Annotated in this window: 22 protein-coding genes; 6 read left to right on the forward strand and 16 right to left on the reverse strand. The window is 53.3% G+C overall.

Annotated elements, in window-relative coordinates; genetic code table 11:
- Positions 1-171: 171 nt before the first annotated feature.
- The gene (locus tag IPM39_23395; GenBank protein MBK8988979.1) at positions 172-747 is read left to right on the forward strand and encodes a hypothetical protein; all 576 of its coding nucleotides are present in this window, start codon (positions 172-174) and stop codon (positions 745-747) included.
- A gap of 26 nt (positions 748-773) precedes the next feature.
- Here IPM39_23395 and IPM39_23400 read toward each other — a convergent pair whose 3' ends face one another.
- The 4 genes from IPM39_23400 to IPM39_23415 form a co-directional block, all read right to left on the reverse strand.
- On the reverse strand, positions 774-1280 hold the full coding sequence (locus IPM39_23400) for a hypothetical protein (protein ID MBK8988980.1): 507 nt from the start codon (positions 1278-1280) through the stop codon (positions 774-776).
- Between the two features lie 225 nt (positions 1281-1505).
- A complete protein-coding gene (locus IPM39_23405) occupies positions 1506-4745 on the reverse strand; it encodes a type I restriction endonuclease subunit R (protein MBK8988981.1) in 3240 nt (1079 codons plus the stop codon).
- A gap of 10 nt (positions 4746-4755) precedes the next feature.
- Entirely contained in the window at positions 4756-6051 is a 1296-nt protein-coding gene (locus IPM39_23410; protein ID MBK8988982.1) for a restriction endonuclease subunit S, read from the reverse strand.
- A complete protein-coding gene (locus tag IPM39_23415) occupies positions 6038-8116 on the reverse strand; it encodes an SAM-dependent DNA methyltransferase (GenBank protein ID MBK8988983.1) in 2079 nt (692 codons plus the stop codon). The genes IPM39_23410 and IPM39_23415 overlap by 14 nt, the downstream gene beginning before the upstream one ends.
- Positions 8117-8459: 343 nt before the next feature.
- Here IPM39_23415 and IPM39_23420 point away from each other — a divergent pair, with 343 nt between their 5' ends.
- Positions 8460-11291 carry a tetratricopeptide repeat protein gene (locus IPM39_23420; protein ID MBK8988984.1) on the forward strand — a complete coding sequence of 944 codons (2832 nt, stop codon included), beginning with the start codon at positions 8460-8462 and terminating at the stop codon, positions 11289-11291.
- A gap of 86 nt (positions 11292-11377) precedes the next feature.
- Here IPM39_23420 and IPM39_23425 read toward each other — a convergent pair whose 3' ends face one another.
- The 11 genes from IPM39_23425 to IPM39_23475 all read right to left on the reverse strand — a co-directional run bounded on the left by IPM39_23425 (position 11378) and on the right by IPM39_23475 (position 16797).
- Complete coding sequence (locus IPM39_23425) at positions 11378-11845, reverse strand: hypothetical protein (protein MBK8988985.1); 468 nt, start codon at positions 11843-11845, stop codon at positions 11378-11380.
- Positions 11811-12248: a hypothetical protein gene (locus tag IPM39_23430; GenBank protein ID MBK8988986.1), complete on the reverse strand. Its 438-nt coding sequence runs from the start codon at positions 12246-12248 to the stop codon at positions 11811-11813. Before IPM39_23430 ends, IPM39_23425 begins: the two co-directional genes overlap by 35 nt.
- Positions 12245-12454, reverse strand: coding sequence for a hypothetical protein (locus tag IPM39_23435; protein MBK8988987.1), 210 nt, complete (start codon positions 12452-12454; stop codon positions 12245-12247). The genes IPM39_23430 and IPM39_23435 overlap by 4 nt, the downstream gene beginning before the upstream one ends.
- Complete coding sequence (locus IPM39_23440; GenBank protein MBK8988988.1) at positions 12424-12837, reverse strand: hypothetical protein; 414 nt, start codon at positions 12835-12837, stop codon at positions 12424-12426. Before IPM39_23440 ends, IPM39_23435 begins: the two co-directional genes overlap by 31 nt.
- A 23-nt stretch (positions 12838-12860) precedes the next feature.
- Positions 12861-13844, reverse strand: a complete 984-nt coding sequence (locus IPM39_23445; protein ID MBK8988989.1) for a hypothetical protein — start codon at positions 13842-13844, stop codon at positions 12861-12863.
- 114 nt (positions 13845-13958) lie between these two features.
- On the reverse strand, positions 13959-14297 hold the full coding sequence (locus IPM39_23450) for a hypothetical protein (GenBank protein ID MBK8988990.1): 339 nt from the start codon (positions 14295-14297) through the stop codon (positions 13959-13961).
- A gap of 66 nt (positions 14298-14363) precedes the next feature.
- On the reverse strand, positions 14364-14732 hold the full coding sequence (locus IPM39_23455; protein ID MBK8988991.1) for a hypothetical protein: 369 nt from the start codon (positions 14730-14732) through the stop codon (positions 14364-14366).
- Positions 14733-14914: 182 nt separating this feature from the next.
- Positions 14915-15166 (reverse strand): hypothetical protein, encoded by a 252-nt coding sequence (locus IPM39_23460; protein ID MBK8988992.1) that lies wholly within the window; start codon positions 15164-15166, stop codon positions 14915-14917.
- Positions 15150-16187 (reverse strand): hypothetical protein, encoded by a 1038-nt coding sequence (locus IPM39_23465; GenBank protein MBK8988993.1) that lies wholly within the window; start codon positions 16185-16187, stop codon positions 15150-15152. The genes IPM39_23460 and IPM39_23465 overlap by 17 nt, the downstream gene beginning before the upstream one ends.
- 43 nt (positions 16188-16230) lie before the next feature.
- The gene (locus tag IPM39_23470) at positions 16231-16476 is read right to left on the reverse strand and encodes a hypothetical protein (GenBank protein MBK8988994.1); all 246 of its coding nucleotides are present in this window, start codon (positions 16474-16476) and stop codon (positions 16231-16233) included.
- A 3-nt stretch (positions 16477-16479) separates the two neighbouring features.
- On the reverse strand, positions 16480-16797 hold the full coding sequence (locus tag IPM39_23475; protein ID MBK8988995.1) for a hypothetical protein: 318 nt from the start codon (positions 16795-16797) through the stop codon (positions 16480-16482).
- A 168-nt stretch (positions 16798-16965) separates the two neighbouring features.
- Between IPM39_23475 and IPM39_23480 the strand changes: the two genes are divergently transcribed.
- The gene (locus IPM39_23480) at positions 16966-17952 is read left to right on the forward strand and encodes a tyrosine-type recombinase/integrase (protein MBK8988996.1); all 987 of its coding nucleotides are present in this window, start codon (positions 16966-16968) and stop codon (positions 17950-17952) included.
- Between the two features lie 393 nt (positions 17953-18345).
- Positions 18346-18891, forward strand: coding sequence for a hypothetical protein (locus IPM39_23485; protein MBK8988997.1), 546 nt, complete (start codon positions 18346-18348; stop codon positions 18889-18891).
- A gap of 100 nt (positions 18892-18991) precedes the next feature.
- Here the strand turns inward: IPM39_23485 and asnS are convergent, their stop codons facing one another.
- A complete protein-coding gene (gene asnS / locus IPM39_23490) occupies positions 18992-20329 on the reverse strand; it encodes an asparagine--tRNA ligase (protein MBK8988998.1) in 1338 nt (445 codons plus the stop codon).
- A gap of 372 nt (positions 20330-20701) precedes the next feature.
- On the opposite strand from asnS, the gene IPM39_23495 reads away from it, so the two are divergent.
- Both IPM39_23495 and IPM39_23500 read left to right on the forward strand, forming a co-directional pair.
- Positions 20702-22108 carry an ammonium transporter gene (locus tag IPM39_23495; GenBank protein ID MBK8988999.1) on the forward strand — a complete coding sequence of 469 codons (1407 nt, stop codon included), beginning with the start codon at positions 20702-20704 and terminating at the stop codon, positions 22106-22108.
- Between the two features lie 202 nt (positions 22109-22310).
- The gene (locus IPM39_23500; GenBank protein ID MBK8989000.1) at positions 22311-23261 is read left to right on the forward strand and encodes a hypothetical protein; all 951 of its coding nucleotides are present in this window, start codon (positions 22311-22313) and stop codon (positions 23259-23261) included.
- Positions 23262-23301: the final 40 nt, after the last annotated feature.

The following is a 23301-nucleotide window of genomic DNA, read 5'->3' on the forward strand; positions in this document are numbered from 1 at the left end:
CTCGCCATTGCCCATGCCGAGGAGTGGCTCATGGCGTATGGCATTCAGTTGGACCTGGACTTGCTCGCAGGAGCCATCGAAGCGGCCGTTTTTTCGGAACTTAGGAACTTCGCCACGTTGGAGGTTGCTGGCCCCCCCATCACAAGCTAACTATCGCAGCGCCGGGTCACAATGCTGGAGCATACGTTTACCCTTATTGAAATCACAGTGTTGCTCAGCCCGGCGCTGCTCTCTGTGGCTATCCTGATCGGCGTGCTGACCGTCATGGTGGTGCGCCGAACAGATGGCCAGGAAATGCGCCGACTGACAGAGCGCGTGCGCAACCTGGAAACGGAACACGCTATAGATGCCGGCAAGTTGGCGGCCGCCGACCGCCAGCTTTTTCAGTTGGGCCGCATGTTGACAATACTGGCTGACCTGGTAGTGGAAAGCGGCATGGTGTTGCCGTTGGAAATCCAGGAGTATCTCAGCACATTTCACGGTCAGGGCAGTGCCGCCGGCAATGAATCGGAACAAATCCTTCACTTGCTGCATGTATTGGACAGATTTTTCGATGCTGACGAGATTAAGGCGCTGGCGTTCAGGCTTAATGTAGATTTTGACAATCTGGCCGGGGAGCGCAAATCAGATAAGGCCAGGTCGCTGCTAAGCCACCTGGAACGGCGGCGACGGCTGAATGAACTGGTTGAGATTGTGCGAGAAGAACGGCCTAATTTGCCGTGGTTGGGGGGACGGGGACCGCCATAAGTGGAATGGGCTGTGGAGAGATTAAGCTATACGATGTCGTCAAATTCCTGGTGACAGTGGCTGCAAACATCATGGTCTACGGGCGTTTTCCCAAAGCAATAATGACAGGTGCGGTACATTTCCTCATCGTACATGTAGACAAATACCATCGTTTTGTTGAGCGCCGACATGTGTAGATACCCACTTTCTAAAACCGTCGCTTCGATGAAGACAGCGCCTTTGTGAAAATGAATCGTGCGGTCCTGCTCTTTGACAAACTGGAAGGAGAATTGGGCTTCTGGGGCACGGCCGTGCCTGCTGCGATAACTATTTTCTTCAACGTTGATATGAACCGTGATGAGGTGTTTGGCATTGTGCCATGTACCGTCCAGAGCGTCCAGCAAAGTGCGCTGCACCTGGCGGCGCTCCGGCCGTTTGCCGCCGTGGTCACCAGTGCGCCAGCGCTTGGCGCGGACAAACTGGTTGGCGTCGCATTGAGGACACCTGCTATCCTGTATAAGGTTGCCACATTTAGGGCAAATGGTTTTACTCACGATTTTCCTCAATAACCGGCAGGGTGGCCAAATACTCTAGCAGTGAGCGATGGATAAAAACCCAACCGCTACCAACGCGACGAAGCAAGATACGCTCGTGCAGGGCATCGAGGAAGGCGACCCGGTGGCGATCACGAAATGGTAAGGCAGTATACCCGCCCTTGCCCACCCACTCAACCGCCCCTGTCGTTGGCAAATCAATACCAACTCCCGCGCAAGGCCGGTCTAAGAAGCCCAAGCTAAACCCTGATAAGCTCGCTCATAAATGGTGTTATAGACGCGATCACAAGTTGATTTGAACAAAGCACGGTCATAACTGGTGGGTAAGTTTTTATCGAGAATAGTCTCAACGGCCGTTTTCACCCTTTCCTGGCTCTGTCCATCCCGATACCAATCTTGCACAATAACTTTAGGCTTCTCTTCGCGCAGGCGTTTGAGCAGAGCTTGGGCTGCGTTCTTGACCGCCACTTCCTCTGTCTTCGTCATCTTCTCTTTCTTCATGAGGTCGAACAATTCCAACTCCTCTTCAGTGAGACCCATGCGGATGTGGCGTTCTTCCTCCTCCGTTAAATCCTGGTTGAATTTGATAAGTTCTTCAAACGTATTTTCGGTCGTCATTCCACCTGCATTGTAGCGGTCGATGATTTCTTGAAGGCGTTGGGCAAAGTCGGCGCGAGTGCTATTTTGTTGCAGCATTTGTTGCAGCTTGTCTTCGATGAAAGCACGAAGATCGGCGATTTCGATGTGCTTGTATGGCTTTTGCCTAAATTCTTCCCGGAGCTTAGCTAAGTTGACCTGGCGTAAATCCCACACTTTCCCAATCTGCTTGATTTGATATTCTGTTTTTGGTTTTTGTGTTTGCAAGCCATCGTCAATAGTAACGACACTTTCGTCCAAAAGTTCGGCGATGCGCAGGCTGACATTGTCAATGTCTTGCTGCTCGATGATGGCGTCGAGAACGCCGCGCAGATACTGGAAGACGAAGACCAGCGGTCGCCACTGCTCTTTTTGCATAATTTCTGGTTTACACGCTTCGTAAAGGGCAGAAATGGTATTTTCGTAGACGGTGAACTCTTTACGCCAGTCGTCTTTGCTGAGCAAGGTATCTGCATATTCTTTGAACTGACTCAGGTTGGTAAAAACCTCTGCCGATTTATCGAGGCTTTCCAGGTCGATGCCTTTGCTTTGGCAGAAGTTGATGCCTTGAGCCAGGGCGTCGTCGAGCAGGCCAAAGAGTGCGGATTTTTCCTGAACGGGCATTTCTTCTTGCCCTTCGGAGCCTTCGGCGTAAGCGGCGAACGCTTCCTTCATGTTGCGGAAGACATTATAGTAGTCGATGATTTCGCCATTGGTCTTGACCACACCATTTATGAGATGGGGGGTGACGCGATTAGCGCGGGCAATAGTTTGCATAAGGGTGTGGTTTTTCATCGGCTTGTCGAGGTAAAGGGTAGAAAGTGTAGGTGCATCAAAGCCGGTGAGCCACATGGCACAGACGAAGACGAGCTGTAGCGGATCGTCGGGGTCTTTGAACTGATATTCGACATCATGACCTTGTTTGTCGAGGTTGTTCATGCGCTGACGGTGAGGCTTGATGTCAAGTCCTTTTTTGGCAAACTTTGCTTCTTCATCGGCCTCTTCACTGATAACAACTGCCATCTGCGTACAACGCATGCAGTCAAGAGTTTTTTGAAGGTATGCTTTTTTGCCTGGGCTGGTGGCGGCTTTGATTTCTTTGTGCAACTGTTTGATTTCTTCTTTCCAGTGATATTGCACTTTGTTATACACTTTCACGGCCGTGAACTTGTCCACGGAAATAACGAGACCTTTGCCCAGATAACCACGCCGGGGGAAATGTTGGACGATGTCTTTGGCGATAGTTTCTAAACGGTCGTCGCGTACAATGACTTCGGTTTCGCGGGCGAATTTCTTTTCGAGCTTGGCCTGCTGCACGTCGTCGAGGTTTTCGTCCTCCAGGATTTCGTAGAATTCGTCACTGAGGTCTTCGTTTTGGATGAGGACTTCTGGTACACGTTTTTCGTAGAAGAGAGGCACGGTGGCGCCATCGTCCATAGATTGGACAAAGTTGTATTCGCTGACGTAACCACCGAACCAGGCGTTGGTTTTGCGATTCTTGCCCAGCAGAGGCGTGCCGGTGAAGGCCAGATATTGGGCATTGGGCAAACCAACGCGCATGTTCTGAGCGAGGGTTTCGTATTGGGTGCGATGGGCTTCATCAACAATGACGATGATGTCCTCGCGGGGTGAGAGAACCGGATATTGCTTGCCTTTAGGATAACGGAATTTGTGGATGAGGGTAAAGACGATGCGCTTGTTTTGACTAAGGAAAGCCCGCATTTCCTGGCTATCTTTGGGACGAACGGCTTCTTTTTTGCTGACGGTGTTGGTATTGAGGAAGTTGCGATAAATCTGTCCGTCTAAGTCCTGGCGGTCGGTGACGACGACGAAGGTGTAGTTGCCGGTCATTTTGCGCCAGATTTTGCGGGCGTAGAAGATCATGGAGAAGCTTTTACCGGAGCCTTGAGTATGCCAGAAGACGCCTAGTTTGCCTCTTTCTTCATCGCTTTGCTGTTGACGTTGGGCAAAAACATCAATGGCTTTGTTGACGCCGATGAACTGATGGTTTTGGGCAATTATTTTTTGGTTGTTGTGGAAAAGGATGAAGTTTTCAATGTAGTCTAAAAGGATTTCTGGACGACAAAGGCCATGGATGATACGCTCCAAACTGGTGCCGGATTCGTAAATTTGTAGGCGGTCGATTTTTTCCTTTTCGTTATCAACCCGTAACCAATTGAAGAAATGTTCCCACCCGGCACTGACGCTGCCAACTTTACTTTCTAGGCCATTGGAGAGTACACAGACGGCTGTGGCATGGAAAAGTTGGGGAATCTCTTTTTTGTAGGTGATGAGATTGCTGTCGTAGGCGTTTTTAAGTTTGATGTTGGAGTTTTTAAGCTCGATGAAGACGAGGGGAAGACCGTTAATATAAAGGAGGACGTCGGGGCGGCGGTAGTAAACGTCGCCTTTAACCCACAGTTGCGAAACGGCGAGGAAGTCGTTGTCGTTGGTGGGGCTGAAGTCGATGAGGCGGACGCGCTGGTGTTCGGTTTTTCCCTGAGCGTTGCTGAAGGTGATGGGGATGCCATCGCGGATGAGGCTGTCCAGTTCCTGGTTGGCGGCGATGAGCGACATGGCGCGGCGGCTGCGGGTGACTTCATGGAGAGCTTCGGCCAGGGCGGTTTCGGGGATGGTGGGATTGAGCCGCTGCGCCGCAATTTTCAACCGTTGAGAAAAGATAACTTCCCGCTTGTCACTGCGCCCACTGCCATCGTTGAGAGTGTTGGCGTCGAGCGTGTAGCAGTTGAGCAGTTCGTAGCCATATTCATTGCGCAAAAGGGTGAGCAAGCCTTGTTCGATGTTATCTTCGGATATGAAGTTAGGCATGGGATGGCTCCTAGTCGGAAATCATGCTGGGTGGGAATTGGATGTCGAGGTCAGCTACGGGCAGTTTGCCGGAGATGAGGCGGGAAAGTAAAAGATCTCGGGATTTTTGAAGAGTTGCTGTTTTACGATTTAAAGAATCTATCTGTTTGAGAATTGGCTCAACAATTCCATCGAATTTATCACGAAGAGGTTTAGGCGGGATTATTACGCTCTGTTTGGATACCAAATCGGGATTTAGGTGTAATACGTTTGCACCATTAGCAAATTCCTTGATGAAATGCCCAAATCCTGAATATCTTAAATAACTATATAAAAATGTTGATGATACTTTTTCCGGCACAATTTTGACGATGTCCAAGGAAATGACAAACGCAACATCTATTGTTTCTGGAATTCGGGCAACACGACCAACAACATCTCGGTTTTGTGTCATGTCTGTCACCGCCATTATTATATCGTTTTGACGTACAACTTGATTTTCTTTATATCTACCCGTGTAATATTTGAGGCCGTCAGTTCGATAACCACCACCTCTGTTAATTGACTTCAGGTTTACGAATGGCATTCCCTCGCCATCATCGTTTATTTCTATGCTGGTGTAAGACTTGCCTTTAACATGAGTAAAGGCTTTTCTTAACTCCCAGCCTTCGGGGACATCTTTTTGGAAAACGGCCGTTTCCCATCCCGGAAAGCGCAGCCTGACAAACCATTCCCGGTAGATTTCTTCGGCGGCTTTTTCCAGGAGAGCGATGCGTTTGTTGTTGTTTTCAATGAGATCATCGTAGGCGGAGAGAACGGCCGCAATCTTCTTTTGTGTTTCAGGTGGTGGAAGAAAAAAATCAAAACGAAAAATAGAATCTAATGTAATACTTGCTTGATTAGCTGCACCTTGAGCAGTGTTAATTATGTACCCTTTAAAACTTCGGTCTTTGAGAAGGTAAAACAGAAAATTTTTGTCAATTTTGTTATTTGGTCGCAGGATAACTGCGTTTTGATTTAACAGGGCACCGTCCAATTCATTTGGTACACGAACGACTTTTCCAACGACAGATGCAGGGTTATTAGGCCAAGACCCAACAGTTTGAATAATAATATCCTTATTATTTAGAGCGTATCCTTTTTTTTCAAAAGCAATTTCTTCTGTAACAAAAACCAAATTAGTTGCATCAATGCCAGCTTCAGAAAAATTGGTGACTTTTACAACAGGAATTCCCTCAGATTGGAACCAATCACTCTTGAAGGCATATCCTTTTTTATGTGTAACATTTTCGCCTAGCCTTTCTGCCACCCAGTTATGCATCTTCATTCACCAATTGCTTCAAATTTTGCATTATGACATTCTCTAATTGGTGTGCTTCGTTATTTAATTTTTCCAAATCCCCATGCAAATCTAGCATTTCTGAAATGAACTCCTCTTCGGTCTTGCCATCTTCCTCAATCACCACGCCCACATAACGGCCAGGGTTTAATGAATAATCCTGTTCTTTTATATCTTCCAAAGTCGCCAGCTTACACAGGCCGGTCACATCTTCATAAGCCGCCTGCGGGAACCGTTCTTGCAGCCAGTGAATGTGGGCAAAAAAGGATTCGGCATCTTTCACTTCGGCTCGCACCGTTTCCAGCGCCGTTTTCAACCCCTTCAAATCGCGGGCGATGCCGCGCCGTTCATTGGCTTCCCGTTCCTGCTTCTCGTATTGGTGCACCGTCTTGTCCAGCGCCTTCAAGCCAGCGTGCAAACCGGCAAAGAAAGGCTCAAACTGAGCTTGCAACTGGTGTTGGGCTGTGTTTTCAGCCTCAATGGTCGTCGGCTGTTGTGCCAACAGCGTCCCTCGCTCCACCAGATACGCTTCATACGCCGCTTGCAAGTCGCTCCAATCCGCCCACTGTGCCAACAAGGTTTGTACGGCATCTTGCCCCTCAGCGTCGTCCAGCACATTCAGCAACTGCGCCGCCACCGCGTGCTCTTTGGCCGCGTTTTCCGCCAGCCGCGCCATACCCTGGGCAAAATAATCGTCCACCACCCGCACAAACGCCGCCCGGTCGCCCCGGTGCAGGCGGCTGATCAGGCCAATATTGATAATCTGCTCCGGCGAAAACTCCCGATGAGCGCGGTCAACCGGGGTAAAGATATTGCGGGCATCGATGAAGAGGATGCGTTCGTCCTGCTTCCCCTTGTCAAAAAACCAGAGCGTAGCAGGCAGTGTCACCGTCCAAAACATATTCGAGGGCAGTGTCAACATGCCATAAATGAGATTCTTCTCAATCAACGTTTGCCGGATGTCGGCTTCACTGTGCCGCGCATCAGACGCCGAGTTAGCCATAACCAAAGCGGCTCTGCCATTTTCCTTGAGCGAGGTGGCAAAGAGATTGATCCACAAATAGTTGCCGTTCGGCACCGTTTCATTACCCGCTGCTTTTTTGTTGCCCTGCCCCTTGTTACGCGGAATGCCATACGTGTTAAAGCGCCGGTCGCTTTCCACGCGCTTCAAATTCACATCATCCACATTAAACGGGGGATTAGCGAGCACATAATCAAAACGGCCAAAACTGCCGTAGGGATCTTCATAATAAGTGTTGGTCTGCTGAACCTCGCCGCGCAAGCCATTGACGACAAGGTTCATCTTAGCCAGCTTGACAGTTTCCAGCGTCTTCTCCTGCCCATACACATATAGGGCATCGGCCGCATGGGCTTCCTGCGCCTGCCGGTGCGCCTCCACAAACGCCGCCGACTGCACAAACATCCCGCCGGAACCACAAGCGGGGTCAAAGACGGTGCCCTGATGCGGCTCAATAATCTCAATCATCAAGCGCACCACCGAGCGCGGCGTGAAGAATTCGCCGCCGCCCTGCCCCTCAGCCAGCGCAAAGTTGCCCAGAAAGTATTCGTATATCTGGCCGAAGAGGTCACCATCGGCATCGTCGGGAATGTTGGCAAAGTTTTGCAGCAGCCGGCTGAGCATGGATTTATCCAGGCGCGTCAGCTTGAAGTATTCATCTTGCGGCAGAACGCCTGCTAATTCGGGTTTGTGTTTCTCGATTTCAACCATAGCGTTTTTAAGCGCCTGGTCGATGTCTGCCGCTTCGGGCAAGTTAAGCAAGGTACTGTAACGAGCGTTGTCGGGCAGGTAAAAGCCACATTTGGCGACGGCAATTTCGGGCAGCGTTTTCTCGCGGCGCGTGCCTTTGAGCTGTGCATATTCGGCCTTTATCTCGTCTTCATAGCGGCGATATTTGTTATCGGCGAATTTGAGGAAGATCAGCCCCATGACGGGGGTGGAGTATTCGCTGGAACGCAGGTCGGAGTTGGCGCGGAGGTCGTCGGCGCTCTTCCAGAGGGTGGCCTGGAGGTCTTTGAGTTCTTGTGAGGTCATAGGTTTATATAAGCTTGTCAGGAAACAAAAAAGCCACCCGAAAGGTTACCAGAAGTGTGTGGGTTCGGTAACGGCCGTTCGGGTGGCTTAATAACGATTCAATTGTACAAATAAATAAGTGCTTAGGCGACTAATCCGGCAACCTGGCCGCATCCCTCTCGGTCAAACCCACACGCCCCTAAAGATAACATAAACAAATCGCACTGCCTACCAGAACTAAAGTCCTAATGTCGGTGCGTCAACAAGGGGAAACGGCCGTTCCCCCACTCTCCTCCCTTGTAACTGCCCCGCAAACCATTTACAATAATCGCAAACCGGCCGGCCCAACGCGGAGCAACCAGACATGACCAACGACGCCTCCAATTCCTATATCGAACTTCGCCAGTCCATAGACGACACCTTCAGCCTGGCTGACTTGCGTCTGCTCTGTGCCGACGTAGGCATTGAGTACGAACACCTTCCTGGAGAAACAAGACCCACCAAAATCCTCGCCCTGCTGGACCACGTCGCCCGGCAGAGCCGGCAAGCCGACCTGCTCCACCGGCTGCGCGAACTACGGCCCCTCGGGGCCTGGCCGACCACCTACCACGTCACCCACTCCGGCGCGGTGTACGCCCCACCCCCATTGCCTGAACGCGGCGTCCTACCCGAACCCGGCCCCTTGCCGCCCGGCTCTCGGCTGCTCTACTCCCGCAACCCTCTGTTCACCGGCCGCGCCGACGACCTGCTGCGCCTGGCGAACACCTTTCTTTACGAGGCCAACGGCCGTGACGTCATCATCACCCAAACGGCCGTCGCCGCCGGCATGGGTGGCATTGGCAAGACCCAACTGGCGGTGGAGTTTGCGCACCGGTACGGCCGTTACTTCCCCGGTGGCGTCTTCTGGTTGAGCTTTGCCGAAGCCGCCAACCTCCCCTCGGAAATCGCTGTCTGCGGTGGCCCGGATGGCCTCGACCTGGCTCCCGGCTTTGCCGACTTGCCGTTGGCTGACCAGGTGAAAGCCGTGCAGCAGGCATGGCGTCAGCCGGTCGCCAGGCTGCTCATCTTTGACAACTGCGAAGAGGAGAAACTGCTGGCCGACTGGCGACCACCGCATGGTGGCTGCCATGTCCTGGTGACCAGCCGCCGCCAGCAGTGGGACCGGGCGCTGGGCGTGAGCCAACTGCGGCTTGAAGTCTTGCCCAGAGCCGAAAGCGTCACCCTGCTGCGCCGGTTAGCGCCCGACCTGGCTGAGAGCGACGCGGACGTGATTGCAGCCGAAGTAGGCGACCTGCCCCTGGCGCTGCACCTGGCGGGCAGCTTTCTGGCAACATATCGTCGTGTTTCCCCCACTGACTACCTCAAGAAACTGCGCGACAAGCAGATTTTGCAACATGCTTCGATGTTGGGGCGAGGCACAGACTACTCCCCAACCGGCCACGATCTGGACGTGGCCCGCACCTTTGCTGTGAGCTTCGAGCGGTTGGACCTGGCGAATGAAACCGACGCCCTGGCCTTGACGCTGCTCACGCGGCTCGCCTTCTTAGCGCCCGGCGAACCCATACCCGATGATTTATGCCAGGAGTTGGCTCCCATTGATGAAGATGATGAAGAAGGTTTGCTGCAGGTTGAAGATGGCTGGCAGCGGCTGCGTAACCTGGGTTTTGTGGCGGTTGAGCAAGACAGCGCGGTACGCCTACACCGGTTGCTGGCGCTCTTTGCCCAAAAGATAGCGGATGATCCGGAAGACGCGCAGCGAGCGACTGAGAAAGCGGTGCGAGAGGCTGTGTCAAACCGACAGGACAGGGCCGGATACATCTCCCCCATTCCCCTGCTGCTGCCGCACCTCTATTTCGTCACCGATGCTGCCATGAGCCGTGACGATGCACAAGCTGGCAGCTTGTGCAGTTGGCTGGGCTATTACCTTGATCAGGTAGCCGTCTACGCCGACGCCCAGCCCTATTACGAACGCGCCCTGGCCATAAACGAGCAGAGCTTCGGCCCCACCCATCCCGACACCGCCCAAAGCCTCAACAATCTCGGCTACCTCCTGAGGGCCATGGGCCAACTGGCCGACGCCCGGCCCTATTACGAACGCGCCCTGGCCATCCGAGAGCAAGCCCTCGGCCCCACCCATCCCGACACCGCCCTCAGCCTCAACAATCTCGGCGCACTCCTCCAGGTCATGGGCCAACTGGCCGACGCCCGGCCCTATTACGAACGCGCCCTGGCCATCCGAGAGCAAGCCCTCGGCCCCACCCATCCCGACACCGCCCGCAGCCTCAACAATCTCGGCGCACTCCTCGATTCCATGGGCCAACTGGCCGACGCCCGGCCCTATTACGAACGCGCCCTGGCCATCCGAGAGCAAGCCCTCGGCCCCACCCATCCCGACACCGCCCTCAGCCTCAACAATCTCGGCGCACTCCTCGATTCCATGGGCCAACTGGCCGACGCCCGGCCCTATTACGAACGCGCCCTGGCCATAAACGAGCAAGCCCTCGGCCCCACCCATCCCGACACCGCCCTCAGCCTCAACAATCTCGGCTACCTCCTCCGGGCCATGGGCCAACTGGCCGACGCCCGGCCCTATTACGAACGCGCCCTGGCCATCCGCGAGCAAGCCCTCGGCCCCACCCATCCCGACACCGCCAGCAGCCTCAACAATCTCGGCTACCTCCTCCGGGCCATGGGCCAACTGGCCGACGCCCGGCCCTATTACGAACGCGCCCTGGCCATCCGAGAGCAAGCCCTCGGCCCCACCCATCCCGACACCGCCCAAAGCCTCAACAATCTCGGCTACCTCCTGAGGGCCATGGGCCAACTGGCCGACGCCCGGCCCTATTACGAACGCGCCCTGGCCATTTACGAGCAAGCCCTCGGCCCCACCCATCCCGACACCGCCACGAGCCTCAACAATCTCGGCGAACTCCTCCGGGCCATGGGCCAACTGGCCGACGCCCGGCCCTATTACGAACGCGCCCTGGCCATCTACGAGCAAGCCCTCGGCCCCACCCATCCCGACTTAGCCTATAGTTTGAATAATTTAGGCATGTTGGCTCAGGCAGAAGGGGATTTGCCTGGCGCTCGCGTTTATTTACAGCGGGCCTTGTCTATCTTTGAAGCGGCATTAGGCCCTGAACATAACAATACTCAGATCGTGCGTGAAAACCTTGAGGCTCTTGATGATGCCTAACCTGCCCTATCGATTGCATTTTGCCAATGAATAAACGGCCGTTTGATTTTCACTCAACACCGGTTTTGCTGGCGTGCCAGCGCCTCTTATGAAAATGCCCCTTCCCCTACGGCCGGTTCCATTGGCAGCAAAACGGGCAGTGCTGACTGTGCCGGCCGCAGCCAGGAAATCGTCACGCCACCAGTCACCCACCAGATACGATAAGCGAAGAAACGGCCGTCTTCGCTTACTTCCGGTTCAATCGTGCGAAAAACAAGAACAGGATCATCCACCAACTTAATCGTATTGATCAGCGTGCCAATCTCCAGGTCAGAAGGCAGCTTCTTTTCGCGCCAGGCGCGTAACTCAAACAAACCCGCATCATGAGCAACTAGTCGAATGGTCAACCCCCCACCCAACGGTTTAGGCTTACTGGAACGCTGCTGCTTCATCTCCGTCAAAATCTTGTCTAGCATGTTCACCCCCAAAAACAAAAACGGCCGTTCTCCGCAAGCGAAGAACGGCCGTCGCAAACTATCTTTACCCAGGCGGGCAAAGATTGCCGCTTTGAACAATGCCAGTCCCTATGTCCTGACAAATGGCCCGGTGTCCGGGCCACAGTGTGATCGTCACCTGATGCACATGGCTCCACACACCAATTTGCTCGTCCGCTGGCACGATCACGCAACCTACATCGTTGGTCACATCATCCACCACTTGCCCATTTTCACGCTGCCAGGTAACAGCCGCATGAGCAACCATTCTGTCACCATTGGTCAAGCACAGAAACCGAACATAATACGTGTCCGGCGTCGGCGTAGCCACAATATATAACACTTCGTTACGAGGGCCTCCAAAAACAGCGCTCGTAACAACACTTGCAAACAAGGCCAGCGCAATCAACGCTAAAAGCCAGATTGACAAAGGCGCACTCGTTTTCTCATCCTCAGCAGGTTTCCAAACGTTTTTTTCTTTCACGATTCCTCCAATGCTGCCAAATTACCATCACCAGCCACCCCCACCCCACTCACGAAAATGAGCAGGCCAGGCGGCCGATTCTCGATCCGACGTGCGTTTTTCACTGACACCGCCAACCCATTCTCCTGCAACAATTGCAGTGTACCCGCCAGAATTTCCGCCGTATCCTGCGGCGTCAACTCGTATTCATCAGCTTTTGTTCCCATAGTTTCTTGCCTCCAGGCTTATACTGGATTTTTCTTTCACCATTTATGTAAACAGGATTTCTACTGCGATAATTCCAGTAAAGCATGACATCGCCATTCTTTTTCTTATAAAACCGTCGCTCAACCCGCCAGGCCGAGTCTCCCGCAAAATTTTCAAAGCCCGTTTCATCGTCATCTTCCACCACCAAATCAGCGGCAAAATTTTGCGGTATGGGCTGAATTTTTTGCGGTACGAACCTATCTTTTTTGCGGTACGAGTTATTTTCGATTTTTTGCGGTACGGCCGTTTTTTTTGCGGTACGATCATCAGCCGTCAGGATTTGCCCGCGCACCTGTCCCGACGCCAGTGCGTCAGGCACGGCCGCAACGGCCGGCTGACGCACTGCGTCATCTTCAACAGGTACGCTTACGTAAAATCCTCAACCTGTCCATTTTGTCTGGTGCGAGGAGCCGCGCCAGTACGGGGCTGAACCTGGTAACGCGGGCGAGGCGCTTCTTCTTCGCCAATGGGTTCCGTCGTGATGTCCATCTCGCCCGGAATAACCACCGGCTGCTGCTCATCCGGCCGAGCGCCCGGCTGCCAACGCTTAAAACGAGACCACCACGACGCGGATGGGGGTGGGGCGGCCCGCCGTGTTCGTCGCTGCGGAGCATCGCCTTCCTCCAACAGATCAGGAACGCCATCCGCGTCACCATCAAACATAAGCTCCGGTACGCCTTGCAACATGTATGTAATCTGATCCTGGCTATAACCTGCATTTCGCAAGTAACGTATATGATCCACCCAAGCCTTTTGCTTCTCGATCATCCGCATTTGCGGACTCAGGCTAACCGCCAACCGCGCATTGAACCGCAGCATGTCCGTCTTTTCTTTGGCCGTTGCTTTCTCATTGCTTCGCTTATGATCAGGATCCGTCCTTTTCAACATATATGTCAGAGAACCGGCCGCCAACGCCGCCAGCGGCAAGCCGTACCCTATCCAATTAAGCTGCCATTTCTCCAATGGCAAACCGCGCTCAATGGAAAACATGGTGATCATGTTGGCTGCCGCAAAAAGCAACCACACTAACTCGATGCTCAACGCCACGGTCTTTTGCCCGGCACGCCAATAAGCAGCAATAAACCCCATGCCAGCCACAACAGCGGCCATCTCCACGGTGATCGGAAACGAAATCCGAATCAAGTTCAGAAAAGCACCAAACAACCCGGAGCCAAACGTAAACTCTTCAGAAACGTGCAATACCACCATGATGCCATGCGCGGCCGTCACAATGACAACCAGCGCAAGCAACAAATACAAAAAAAACATCGTAAATCCCTTCAATGTTTTTTTATTCTCGGAACCAGTCAACAAAAAATCTGTATCTTCGTCTTCAAAATAATCGTCCACCAAAACACTCCTTTAGTTAATTTTGGAATAGACGGCCGTTTCGTGTTACACTCGGAAACGGCCGTCTTAACGGATAGCCAGAGCCAGCGTCAGCCCCAAAGCAATGCGCTGGCTCTATTTATTTCTACCCTTACCCGGCGCAGCCTTTGCGTCATCAACCCCATCAGGATTCATAACCTCCGCCTTAGATACAACTTCCCAAACACCCTTATCCTTGTCCTTTTGGGGTAGGGGAGTTACGACGGGTAATTCCTGCTCCTTAACCCTCGCTTCCCAAACCGGCGCAATCGGTTCAGCCACCACTGCCGGCGCGGCAGGCGTCGGTACGCTAAAAACCTCTGGCTGAGTGGGATAAACAACCCCCAACGGCTGCTTGGCGTGAGTGTCACGCCACATCAGCGCGGCCACAGCCGCCATGCACAAAACCAATAAAACTTTTACTACTTTTTTCATAACTTACCTCCAGAACAAACTAAAAAAGATAAACGGCCGTGCAATCGCACAACCGGAAAACACCCATCATCTCATCGCCAATACCGCAGTCTCGTGGCCTACGCGCAGTTTGTCGGCCACCACCCGCCGCCCACGCTCTAAACCATTCAAATCACGCAGCAGCCTTTGCACTTCCGCATACCGCGCCTGAGCATCCTTCAACGCCTGCCGATCTTCCCGACGCACATAGCGCCGAGGGCCACGCCGTTGCCCTGCGATTGCCTCGTGTCCAGGGTAGGGACACGCATCCCGCACCCCATGCACAACCAAGACCGCTCCGTTGTCGCGCTCCTCAAAAACGCCACAACACAAAGCTCTTTTCTCCAGCGCACCAAGCGATTGCTTGAGTTCGGCGATTTGACGATCATACTCAGCCAAAATCACCAGGATGTCCAAAGCAACCTGAGTCTCCTTCTGCGGAAGCGGAAACTGAAATGTGCAAACCAATTTGCTCACCTCATCAGCGGCAATCCGAAGAACATCTCTACTCATCACTGCTGTTACATTTTGTGTTAGATACACGTTTTTTACTCCCTCATTGGTGGCAAACACAGCTGCCGGCGGCGCCCTATTTGCCACTAATCATCTTCTTGCTCTTGTTGCTCAATTTCAAAGAATTCTATTGGGCCGAAAACCATCCTCAATTCAACGTCTACCTGATCGCAATTCACAAAACCAACCTTTCCAGTCCGCCGATAGCCGACAAGTGGCACATCAAGCAAACGCGAAAATGACTGCTCTACTTCCTCCACGGAAACCAAAAAGACCTTACTGCCATTGACATTGGTCGTAATCAACTCAAATAAACCGTCCCTATTCTGCAAAATCATCCTGTTCAACCTCCTCATCCTCCCAGGCCAGACAATCTGGCACAAACACCAGATCGCCATCACGGTCACGCTGACGCCATGCCCATCCCAGGCGCAGCAGCGGACGAAAGGGCACGTAATGCCCAAATCCATCCGGCAAGGAAATGCCCCCACGCAACGAATGAATTGTGGCCTCCCATAATTCGGCCCGTTCATCACCAGTCAGTTCAATCCACAACCGCGCGACCTGCAAGTAATCATCCGGTGGCTCAGTATGCCCTTGCTCCAACCGCCGACGCAGATACCCCTGCGGGCTACTCATGCCCTGCGCCAGGGCGTACCACCAATAAGCCAGAGCCACCGGAAGGGGAAAATCACAAAACTCGGTTGGAACTGGCTCTCCCATGCCAATTTCGCGCAAAAATGTGCCAGTGGGGGGAGGTGGGTAAAATTTACCCACCTCTGGCCGCTCTTGTTGTTGTTGTTCAAAACAAAATTGATCTGAATCAGATTGATTTAAAACAACAACAACATTGTTTAAAGGGGAGGGGGGTGGGTAAATTTTACTCACTGTTGGCAGAGTACCAGCGTCAAGGGCACTGTTTGCCACTATTGCAGGGATCGCGTCACCCGATTGTGCGCTCGGGCAACCAACTGCGGTTTGTGCGAACCGCAGCAGAGGCAATTGTGAGCTTGCCTCTGACTCTTCATCGAGTATTGTCACCCGATGAGGAGAGAGCAGCGGTTGTGTGCCCGCTGCCAACGACCCTGCAAACGGCAAAGGAAGCTGTTTGCCTTTATCCGTTAATGCCCACCAACCTTTGTTAGCGGTCATTACGCAGGCGATGACGCCTAAATACTCCAGATAGTCCAGCGTTTCATTGATCGTTTTGCGTGCCTTCACGCCTGTTCGGTGCATCAACCACTTAATAGACACCGGGGTGGGGCAGTCCGGCATGAACATAGCCACAAGAACCGGTAGGGATGCTTTGAACGAAAGGACATGCAAGGCTGTCGCGGGATTATCCAACGCTGACGACATTGTTAAGCCTCTCCAAATCCATGCTGCTTAAACACATCTCACCTCATTTCAAAAAAATACTTGGATGAATTTCATAACCCTGCTGAATCATCAAAATCAAACTCTCCATCGCTAACTTGCGCACGTCTGTGACCGTCAGGGTCACGTCTACTCGCGTGACTTCACCCTGGCGGGCACGCTCGACCAATCCATCCAGCATCTTCATAACCTTGACCATATTGTCACCCGTCTGATTCCGAGCGTTGACTGCATGGCCGTGAGGCGGCCAGGGCTTCGCTTCTCCACCCATAACTTATCTCCGTAGCAAATGTCGGTTGATGGCTGCCCGCTTGCGCCGTTCATAGCGCAGGTATTGCCCGGTAATCATGGGCAGGCCGCTAAAAGCAAAGGCGGCAAAGTCCCAGAACCAGGTCATTGGCAGAAGCCAACGACGTAACGCTATCGTCACCGTTACGCCAATAACAACCAGAAACGCTGAACGTTGTTCACCAAAAGGTTTTCTGTTGAACCAACTGGTAAACTGGTCAAATACCAAACCAAACACATTCAGGAGGATTATTCCCCCTAAAATTCGACCAGGTATGGTCGATTTCTCGTCAAAATCTTTCATGCAGCTTAATCCTTATTACACTTCATCAAAACTTGTCGAACTGGTTAAACAGTCTAAATCGTCACGAATAAAACATGTTCTCAATCACCTTTTTATGTCACGTTGTCGGCATATAATGCGCCCGGTCAAAATCAGTATTGCAAGTAAAACAAAATGGAGAACACTGTAATGAATCTTAGCGACATAATGAAAACGTATTTGGAAAGCCTGTTGGAACGGAATCTATCACCGCTCCACATGCGCACTGTGCAAAGTAGACTTAGCCAGTTCATTTGTCCGAGCGAGGAGTTCCCAACTGATCGGCGTTTTAAACCGGTCGGTCAAATAACAGCACTGGAGTTACATGAACACTTCCAAATATTGGAGGAAGGAGGGAGAAGCGATGGTACTATGGCCGGTCATGCCAGTACGCACCGAGCTTTCTGGGCCTGGATAGCGGAGCGAGGGTTGCGAGACAATTCACCGGCTACAAAATTGCGTCGGTATTCCTATTCCCCCAAAAGGCGACGGGCCGCGCCAGTGGCTTCTGTGGAGGCTATCTCGACATGCTTGCCGGGTTTTGTCGCTGCTGGTGGTTATGCTGGCCGTGATGTCCGTGATGCTCTGGCAGTTAGCCTGGCTCTGGATTCAGGTTGTCGGATTGGGGAAATCAGGAGTTTGCGACGGCGCGATATGGAGAACGCATTATCAACAGGGGACATGTCTGCCAATGGTCGAATGCGCTACACAGTTGTGGGTCATGGCAAAACAGGAGACCAGGTGCTGACGTTTTTCAACGAGTCGGCCGACCTGTACCGGCTGTGGCAGTTGACTAACCCGCACCCCAATGCTGAATTTGTGTTTGTCAGTACGAAGAACGGCCGTTTGCTCCGACGCGAGACAATGGGACGCTGCTTTACAAAAGTATGCGAATATGCCAAAGTCCCAACAATCCGCAGCCATGCGATTCGTAAAAGGAATGCCAGCGACCTGCAAGCTACTTTTCGTGATCCAGAACTAACCCGACAGTATTTAGGTCACACGTCAATCAACACAACGATGAAACATTACAACGACGTAGACAGAGATCGAGTAGGGGAAGCAGCTGCGGTGATGGCGTCGGCGCGGCGTGGCGATCCCCTTGATATGCTGTTTAGGCCAAAACCAAGATCGTAAGCGAGGTAGCTTATAGGATCAGCTTTGGAATAGCCTTTCAAGCTTAAAACCGGAGTTCGAATCTCCGTGAGGGCATGATCATAAGCCTTGCTAAGATACAATTAGCGAGTCGCAGTCTGGAAACGGCCGTATCAACCTTGCTCAGGGTGAACGGCCGTTTTGTTTTTCCGTAAATCTAAAGTAGCCATAAACCGAAGTCTATATGCCACTAGCCGTTGGCATTTGCCAGAGGTGGCATCCTACGGCAGACGGATTACCGAATACGGGTACTGGTACTCTGTCAATGATCATGATGACGGCCATCTTGCACTTTGTTGGCGGTTTGGCCGATGGTTTGTACAATGCCTGTTCATGGAATACGTTGCCAGATTTCTCCAACCGCATTCGGAAACGATGCAGCGCTGTCATTTATATGTCGGGCGAAACCGCCTCTCGCTGGTGGGCGATTTTGGCTCTCCCTGGCTAAAGGATGAGCCGGGTAAGATACGTCTGGCACGGCCGTCTGGCGAAGCCATCGCCTCCCTGGAATTTCCTGGCCTTAAAACGGTCAGCAAAGGCGGCAATCCTCGAATCAGCTATGCCCTGATTTATGATCATGCCGTTTACGCGATTATCACCAAGTACCCCTGGCCCAACCCGGATAAGCCGGAAGGCGCACCCTATTTTGAGATTGAAACCGAGGGTCAGCGTTGGCTGGCATTTAACCGGGTAGTAGACGGCCGTTCCCCCACGACCAGCTATGTCTTATGCGACAATGCCCCCGCCCATTTCCAACCCTACACCCAACCGCTGGACGACTGCCTCAAGGATCCGGTCGGCCAGATAGACCGGCAGTCTGACGGGTCTGAGTTTGTCATCATGCTGCCAGACGGCCGTTTTCGCCAGCCGCAGATCATCCTCTTGTCCCTGGTCTTCCTGATCCGCCAGTTACCCACCTAATTCATATGGTTATCCACAAAGGTTTTTGGCTGCGGCGGTAGGGCGATTTTCCAAATCGCCCAGAGAACGATTTGGAAAATCGTTCTACAGCAGACCAAACTCAAGGGTTCATGCGATTGAGGGTGCGCGGGAAGGGACTGGTCTGGCGGATGTGTTCGATGCCACAAATCCAGGCCACCGTGCGCTCCAGCCCCAAGCCAAAACCGCTGTGCGGTACGCTGCCATAACGCCGCAAATCAATATACCACTGGTAGTGGGCTTCCGGCAGTTCGTGGCGCTGAATGGCCGCCAGCAGGACGGCCGGGTCGCTCATCCGTTCGCTGCCACCGATGATTTCACCGTAGCCTTCGGGGGCCAGCAGGTCTACGCTTTTACACACCTCCGGACGGCCCGGCCACGGCTCCATATAAAACGCCTTCACCTGTGTCGGATAGCCATACACAAAGACCGGCTTGTCGAACTGCTTTGTCAGCACCGTCTCGTGCGGCGAGCCAAAATCGTCGCCCCATTCAATTTTGAGTTGTTCTTTTAGTTCCGGGTCGTCGGTGGCCTCGCGGATGGCCTGGATTCGTTCGACCGCCTCGTCGTAGCTGATGCGCGGGAAGGGTGGTTTGATGTTTTCTAACGCCGTCAGGTCGCGTTCCAGCAGCGCCAGTTCATTACGCCGCTTCGCCAGAGTGGTCTGCACCACGTAGCTGACAAATTCCTCCTCCAGCACCATCAAATCGTCCAGGTCGCAAAAGGCGATTTCTGGCTCCACCATCCAGAACTCGGCCAGGTGGCGGCGCGTCTTAGACTTTTCGGCGCGAAAGGTGGGGCCAAAGCAGTAGGCTTTGCCGAAGGCCATGATGTTGGCTTCATTGTACAATTGGCCGGTTTGGGCCAGGTAGGCTTTGTCCTCGAAGTAGTCTACTTCAAAGAGCGTGCTGGTCCCTTCGGCCGCCGCCGGGGTGATGATGGGCGTGTCTATGTTCAGGAAGCCGCGGTCGTCGAAAAAGTCTATAATGGCGCGTTTGATGGTGGCGCGCACGCGCATAATCGCCCATTGCTGGCTGGAGCGCAGCCACAGATGGCGGTTGTCCATCAAAAATTCGACGCCATGATCTTTGGGGGTGATGGGATAATCGCTGACATCTTGCAGCACGGTGACGCTTTCGATGCCAATTTCGTGGCCGCCAGGGATGCCAGGGGCACGGCCGTTCTCCCGTACCTGCCCGGTCACAATTAACGACGACTCCTGGCCCAGCCGCTTGAGCGTCTCGAACAGTTCCTCGCCGATTTCTGGCTCGTAGGCCACACCCTGGCAAATGCCCGTGCCGTCGCGCAGCCGCACAAACAGCAGTTTGCCCTTGCGGGTGCTGGCATATAACCAACCCTTTAATGTCACATGCTCACCGACAAAGTCGGCGATTTTTTCGATGGTAAATTCGTTACTCATGGCTAATCTCCCAATGCAGTTTCAAGCGGGGATTGTATCACGTTCATAGGTCATGCGTCATGGGTCTGGGGGGTGCGTCTGATTATGGGGTCGGGCGATGATCTGTGCGCCTTCCAGGTTGCTGGCGGTTGGACAGCGTTTCGTGCATTTTGCACAACGGCCGTCTAAAAATTTGATGCAGAAATAGATTGACTGATTCGGACTCGTTGTGTATCTTTAATCACACAACCAAATACATTTTCGAGACCAGGACGTCTCCTCCACACAAAGCGTAAGCTGTTGGGTGGAGAGGCGTCTTTTTGCTTTTCTGGGCAGGCTGGTCGGTGTAGGGAGTTGTAGTAAATTCTAAGGTGAGTTTGGAGGAGATTGAACATGTTTAAGTTTGACAAAAAACGGTGGATTCGTGTTTTGTTGGTGGGGATGAGCATGGGGCTGCTGATGGTTTTTAGCAGCAGCGCGATGGCTCAAGAGGAAACGGCCGTTACCACCGACCAGATCGTCATCCAAATAGACACCATCTGGCTCTTCATCGGCGCGTTCCTTGTCTTCTGGATGCAGGCTGGTTTTGCCATGGTCGAAAGCGGCTTCTCCCGCTCCAAAAACGCCGCCAACCTGCTCATGAAAAACCTGATGGACTTCTGTATGGGCACGCTCCTGTTTTTTGCCATCGGCTTTGGCCTGATGTACGGCACATCGGCCGGCGGTTTCATCGGCACAACCAACTTTTTCTTGTCCGAATTGGACCCTGGCGCAATAGACCCCTACAGCTGGGTAGATTTCCTCTTCCAGCTCATGTTTGCCGCAGCTTCGGCGACCATCGTCTCGGGCGCGGTAGCCGAACGGCTCAAGTTCAAATCTTATCTGGTGTACAGCGTCGTCATGACCGCCTTCATCTATCCCATCTCCGGGCATTGGCACTGGGGCGGCGGTTGGTTGTTCAACTTGGGTTTCATTGACTTCGCAGGTTCGACGATTGTTCATGCCGTCGGTGGGTTCGCCGCTCTGGCCGCCGCCTGGGTATTAGGCCCGCGTATCGGCAAATTTAACAAAGATGGCAGCAGCAACGTCATCCCCGGTCACAGCCTGACGTTGGCAGCTCTGGGCGTCTTCATCCTGTGGATGGGTTGGTTTGGCTTCAATTCTGGCAGCACACTGTCTGGCATGAACCCCGGCATCGCCTACATCGCTGTCACCACCACCCTGGCGGCAGCGGCGTCTACCACCTCTGCCCTATTGGTCAACTGGTTCAAAGCCGGGCATCCTTCCACCGAAATGGCCCTCAATGGCTCCCTGGCCGGTCTGGTCGCCATTACCGCCGGTGCGGCCAACGTCACGCCAACCGGAGCGATTCTCATTGGTTTTATCGCCGGTGGCGTGTTGGTGTACGGCCTGGATTTGATTGAGCGCGTTCTGAAAGTAGACGATCCCGTCGGCGCGGTGGCCGTGCATGGGCTGAACGGCATGTGGGGAACCATTGCCGTGGGTCTTTTTGCCGCCCCGTCTGTTGGACTGCTGACGGGCATGGGCGAAATTTCGGGCCTGCTCTACGGGGGTGGTTTTGCTCAATTGGGCGTACAAGTCTTAGGCACGGTAGTTATCGCCGCCTGGGCGTTTGTAACAATGGGGGCGCTCTTTTACATCATGAAAGTGACCATGGGCATTCGTGTCTCCCCCAAAGAAGAGTTGGAAGGGTTGGACATCTCCGAGCATTTCACGTCCAGTTATCCCGAATTTGGCCCGGCAGCGGCCGATGTAGTGACAATTACCAGCGGCGACTAATGGGAATTTTGGATACGCGGATTGATTAGATCGGGCGGATTCTCCTGAAGTAAGTGATGAATTTGTCAGATGGGTGTCTATTGTTTTGAGGAGACTTCATGAGTGGTCTACCCACCACCATGAATGAAAACTCTGGGAGCGCAGGCGTCTCGCCTGCCGGGGGCGGACGGGACGTCCGCGCTCCCATTTTCAGAGGAGTTAGATGAAAGCAGCCCTGGTTCGTAACAGCAGCGAATACGCTGAGACCATTCCCTATTATGTGGAATTGGAAGTATTGACGAGGACGGTGGACGCCGGCAGCGTTTTTAGGATTCCGGTAGGCGTGGTATATCAAGGTGGTGGTAAGCGATTTACGATAGATGTTTGTGGGTTCCAGCGCCAATCGGACAAACCGGCTGAACTGCCCAAAATTGCCGGTTATCTGGTCAACAGCCTGGTACACCTGGCTCGCTTGCCCAGCTATGTCTTCATCGCCCGGCGCGCCGGGGAAATTTACCCGGTGTATACCATTGACAACGAGGTCTTTGCCACAACGCCCGGCGGCCCCATTTTTAAGCACGTAGAATTAGCCAAAGTGCGCGAATATCTGGGTGATTATCTCAACACGATTGGTATCTTGGGCGAGAACGGCGTCAGCGACCGGCTGCATGTGCGCGGCGTAAATTTGCAGACTTTGGGGCTGCGCCGGCCGGTCTTCTACCTGAAGAAGCGTGTGGTGGGCCAGACAGATTTCTGGGCGCCGGTCTTTGAAGCAGGCGATGGGCAATCTGTATACACCTACGCCGCCAGCGCGCGCCGCGAAGCGCCGGTGGCGGGTGGGCAGGAAGTGCTGGCTTTGCAGGCGGTGGTGGCTGAGGCGTTGATGGCCGACGGCCGTCTCGCCGACCCCCACGACCTGCGTCCAGACCGCCTGTTCCCCGATTACTGGAAACGGCTAGAAACGACCCTGACACCGCAAGGCAGCACGGCCGTTAACCGGTTTACCCTCCCTCTATACAGCAGCCCAGATGTCTGGGTAGGGCTGGAACCACGCCCCGAAGAAGAGCGTTACAGTCTTTTTATCGGTGAGGATGCCCAGGCTGTTGTAGAACGCGCCGCCGCCGATTTTGCGCGGCGCGGATATGCTGTCGCAAGTGAGCTTGTGATGGCTTAAACAGAAATTGTCCAGGGTGGCGCAGAGGAGAGAGAAAGGC

It is taken from the genome of Candidatus Leptovillus gracilis (assembly GCA_016716065.1).
GTDB classification, from domain to species: Bacteria; Chloroflexota; Anaerolineae; order Promineifilales; family Promineifilaceae; genus Leptovillus; species Leptovillus gracilis.

What these genes read in the sequence shown, in the direction of transcription:
- asnS (MBK8988998.1), bottom strand. Translation starts at nt 20,329, where the DNA reads ATGAGTAACGAATTTACCATCGAAAAAATCGCCGACTTTGTCGGTGAG.
- IPM39_23415 (MBK8988983.1), bottom strand. Translation starts at nt 8,116, where the DNA reads ATGACCTCACAAGAACTCAAAGACCTCCAGGCCACCCTCTGGAAGAGC.
- IPM39_23480 (MBK8988996.1), top strand. Translation starts at nt 16,966, where the DNA reads ATGAATCTTAGCGACATAATGAAAACGTATTTGGAAAGCCTGTTGGAA.
- IPM39_23450 (MBK8988990.1), bottom strand. Translation starts at nt 14,297, where the DNA reads ATGAAAAAAGTAGTAAAAGTTTTATTGGTTTTGTGCATGGCGGCTGTG.
- IPM39_23475 (MBK8988995.1), bottom strand. Translation starts at nt 16,797, where the DNA reads ATGAAAGATTTTGACGAGAAATCGACCATACCTGGTCGAATTTTAGGG.
- IPM39_23435 (MBK8988987.1), bottom strand. Translation starts at nt 12,454, where the DNA reads ATGGGAACAAAAGCTGATGAATACGAGTTGACGCCGCAGGATACGGCG.
- IPM39_23465 (MBK8988993.1), bottom strand. Translation starts at nt 16,187, where the DNA reads ATGTCGTCAGCGTTGGATAATCCCGCGACAGCCTTGCATGTCCTTTCG.
- IPM39_23405 (MBK8988981.1), bottom strand. Translation starts at nt 4,745, where the DNA reads ATGCCTAACTTCATATCCGAAGATAACATCGAACAAGGCTTGCTCACC.
- IPM39_23500 (MBK8989000.1), top strand. Translation starts at nt 22,311, where the DNA reads ATGAAAGCAGCCCTGGTTCGTAACAGCAGCGAATACGCTGAGACCATT.
- IPM39_23485 (MBK8988997.1), top strand. Translation starts at nt 18,346, where the DNA reads ATGCAGCGCTGTCATTTATATGTCGGGCGAAACCGCCTCTCGCTGGTG.
- IPM39_23495 (MBK8988999.1), top strand. Translation starts at nt 20,702, where the DNA reads ATGTTTAAGTTTGACAAAAAACGGTGGATTCGTGTTTTGTTGGTGGGG.
- IPM39_23470 (MBK8988994.1), bottom strand. Translation starts at nt 16,476, where the DNA reads ATGGGTGGAGAAGCGAAGCCCTGGCCGCCTCACGGCCATGCAGTCAAC.
- IPM39_23395 (MBK8988979.1), top strand. Translation starts at nt 172, where the DNA reads ATGCTGGAGCATACGTTTACCCTTATTGAAATCACAGTGTTGCTCAGC.
- IPM39_23410 (MBK8988982.1), bottom strand. Translation starts at nt 6,051, where the DNA reads ATGAAGATGCATAACTGGGTGGCAGAAAGGCTAGGCGAAAATGTTACA.
- IPM39_23460 (MBK8988992.1), bottom strand. Translation starts at nt 15,166, where the DNA reads ATGATTTTGCAGAATAGGGACGGTTTATTTGAGTTGATTACGACCAAT.
- IPM39_23420 (MBK8988984.1), top strand. Translation starts at nt 8,460, where the DNA reads ATGACCAACGACGCCTCCAATTCCTATATCGAACTTCGCCAGTCCATA.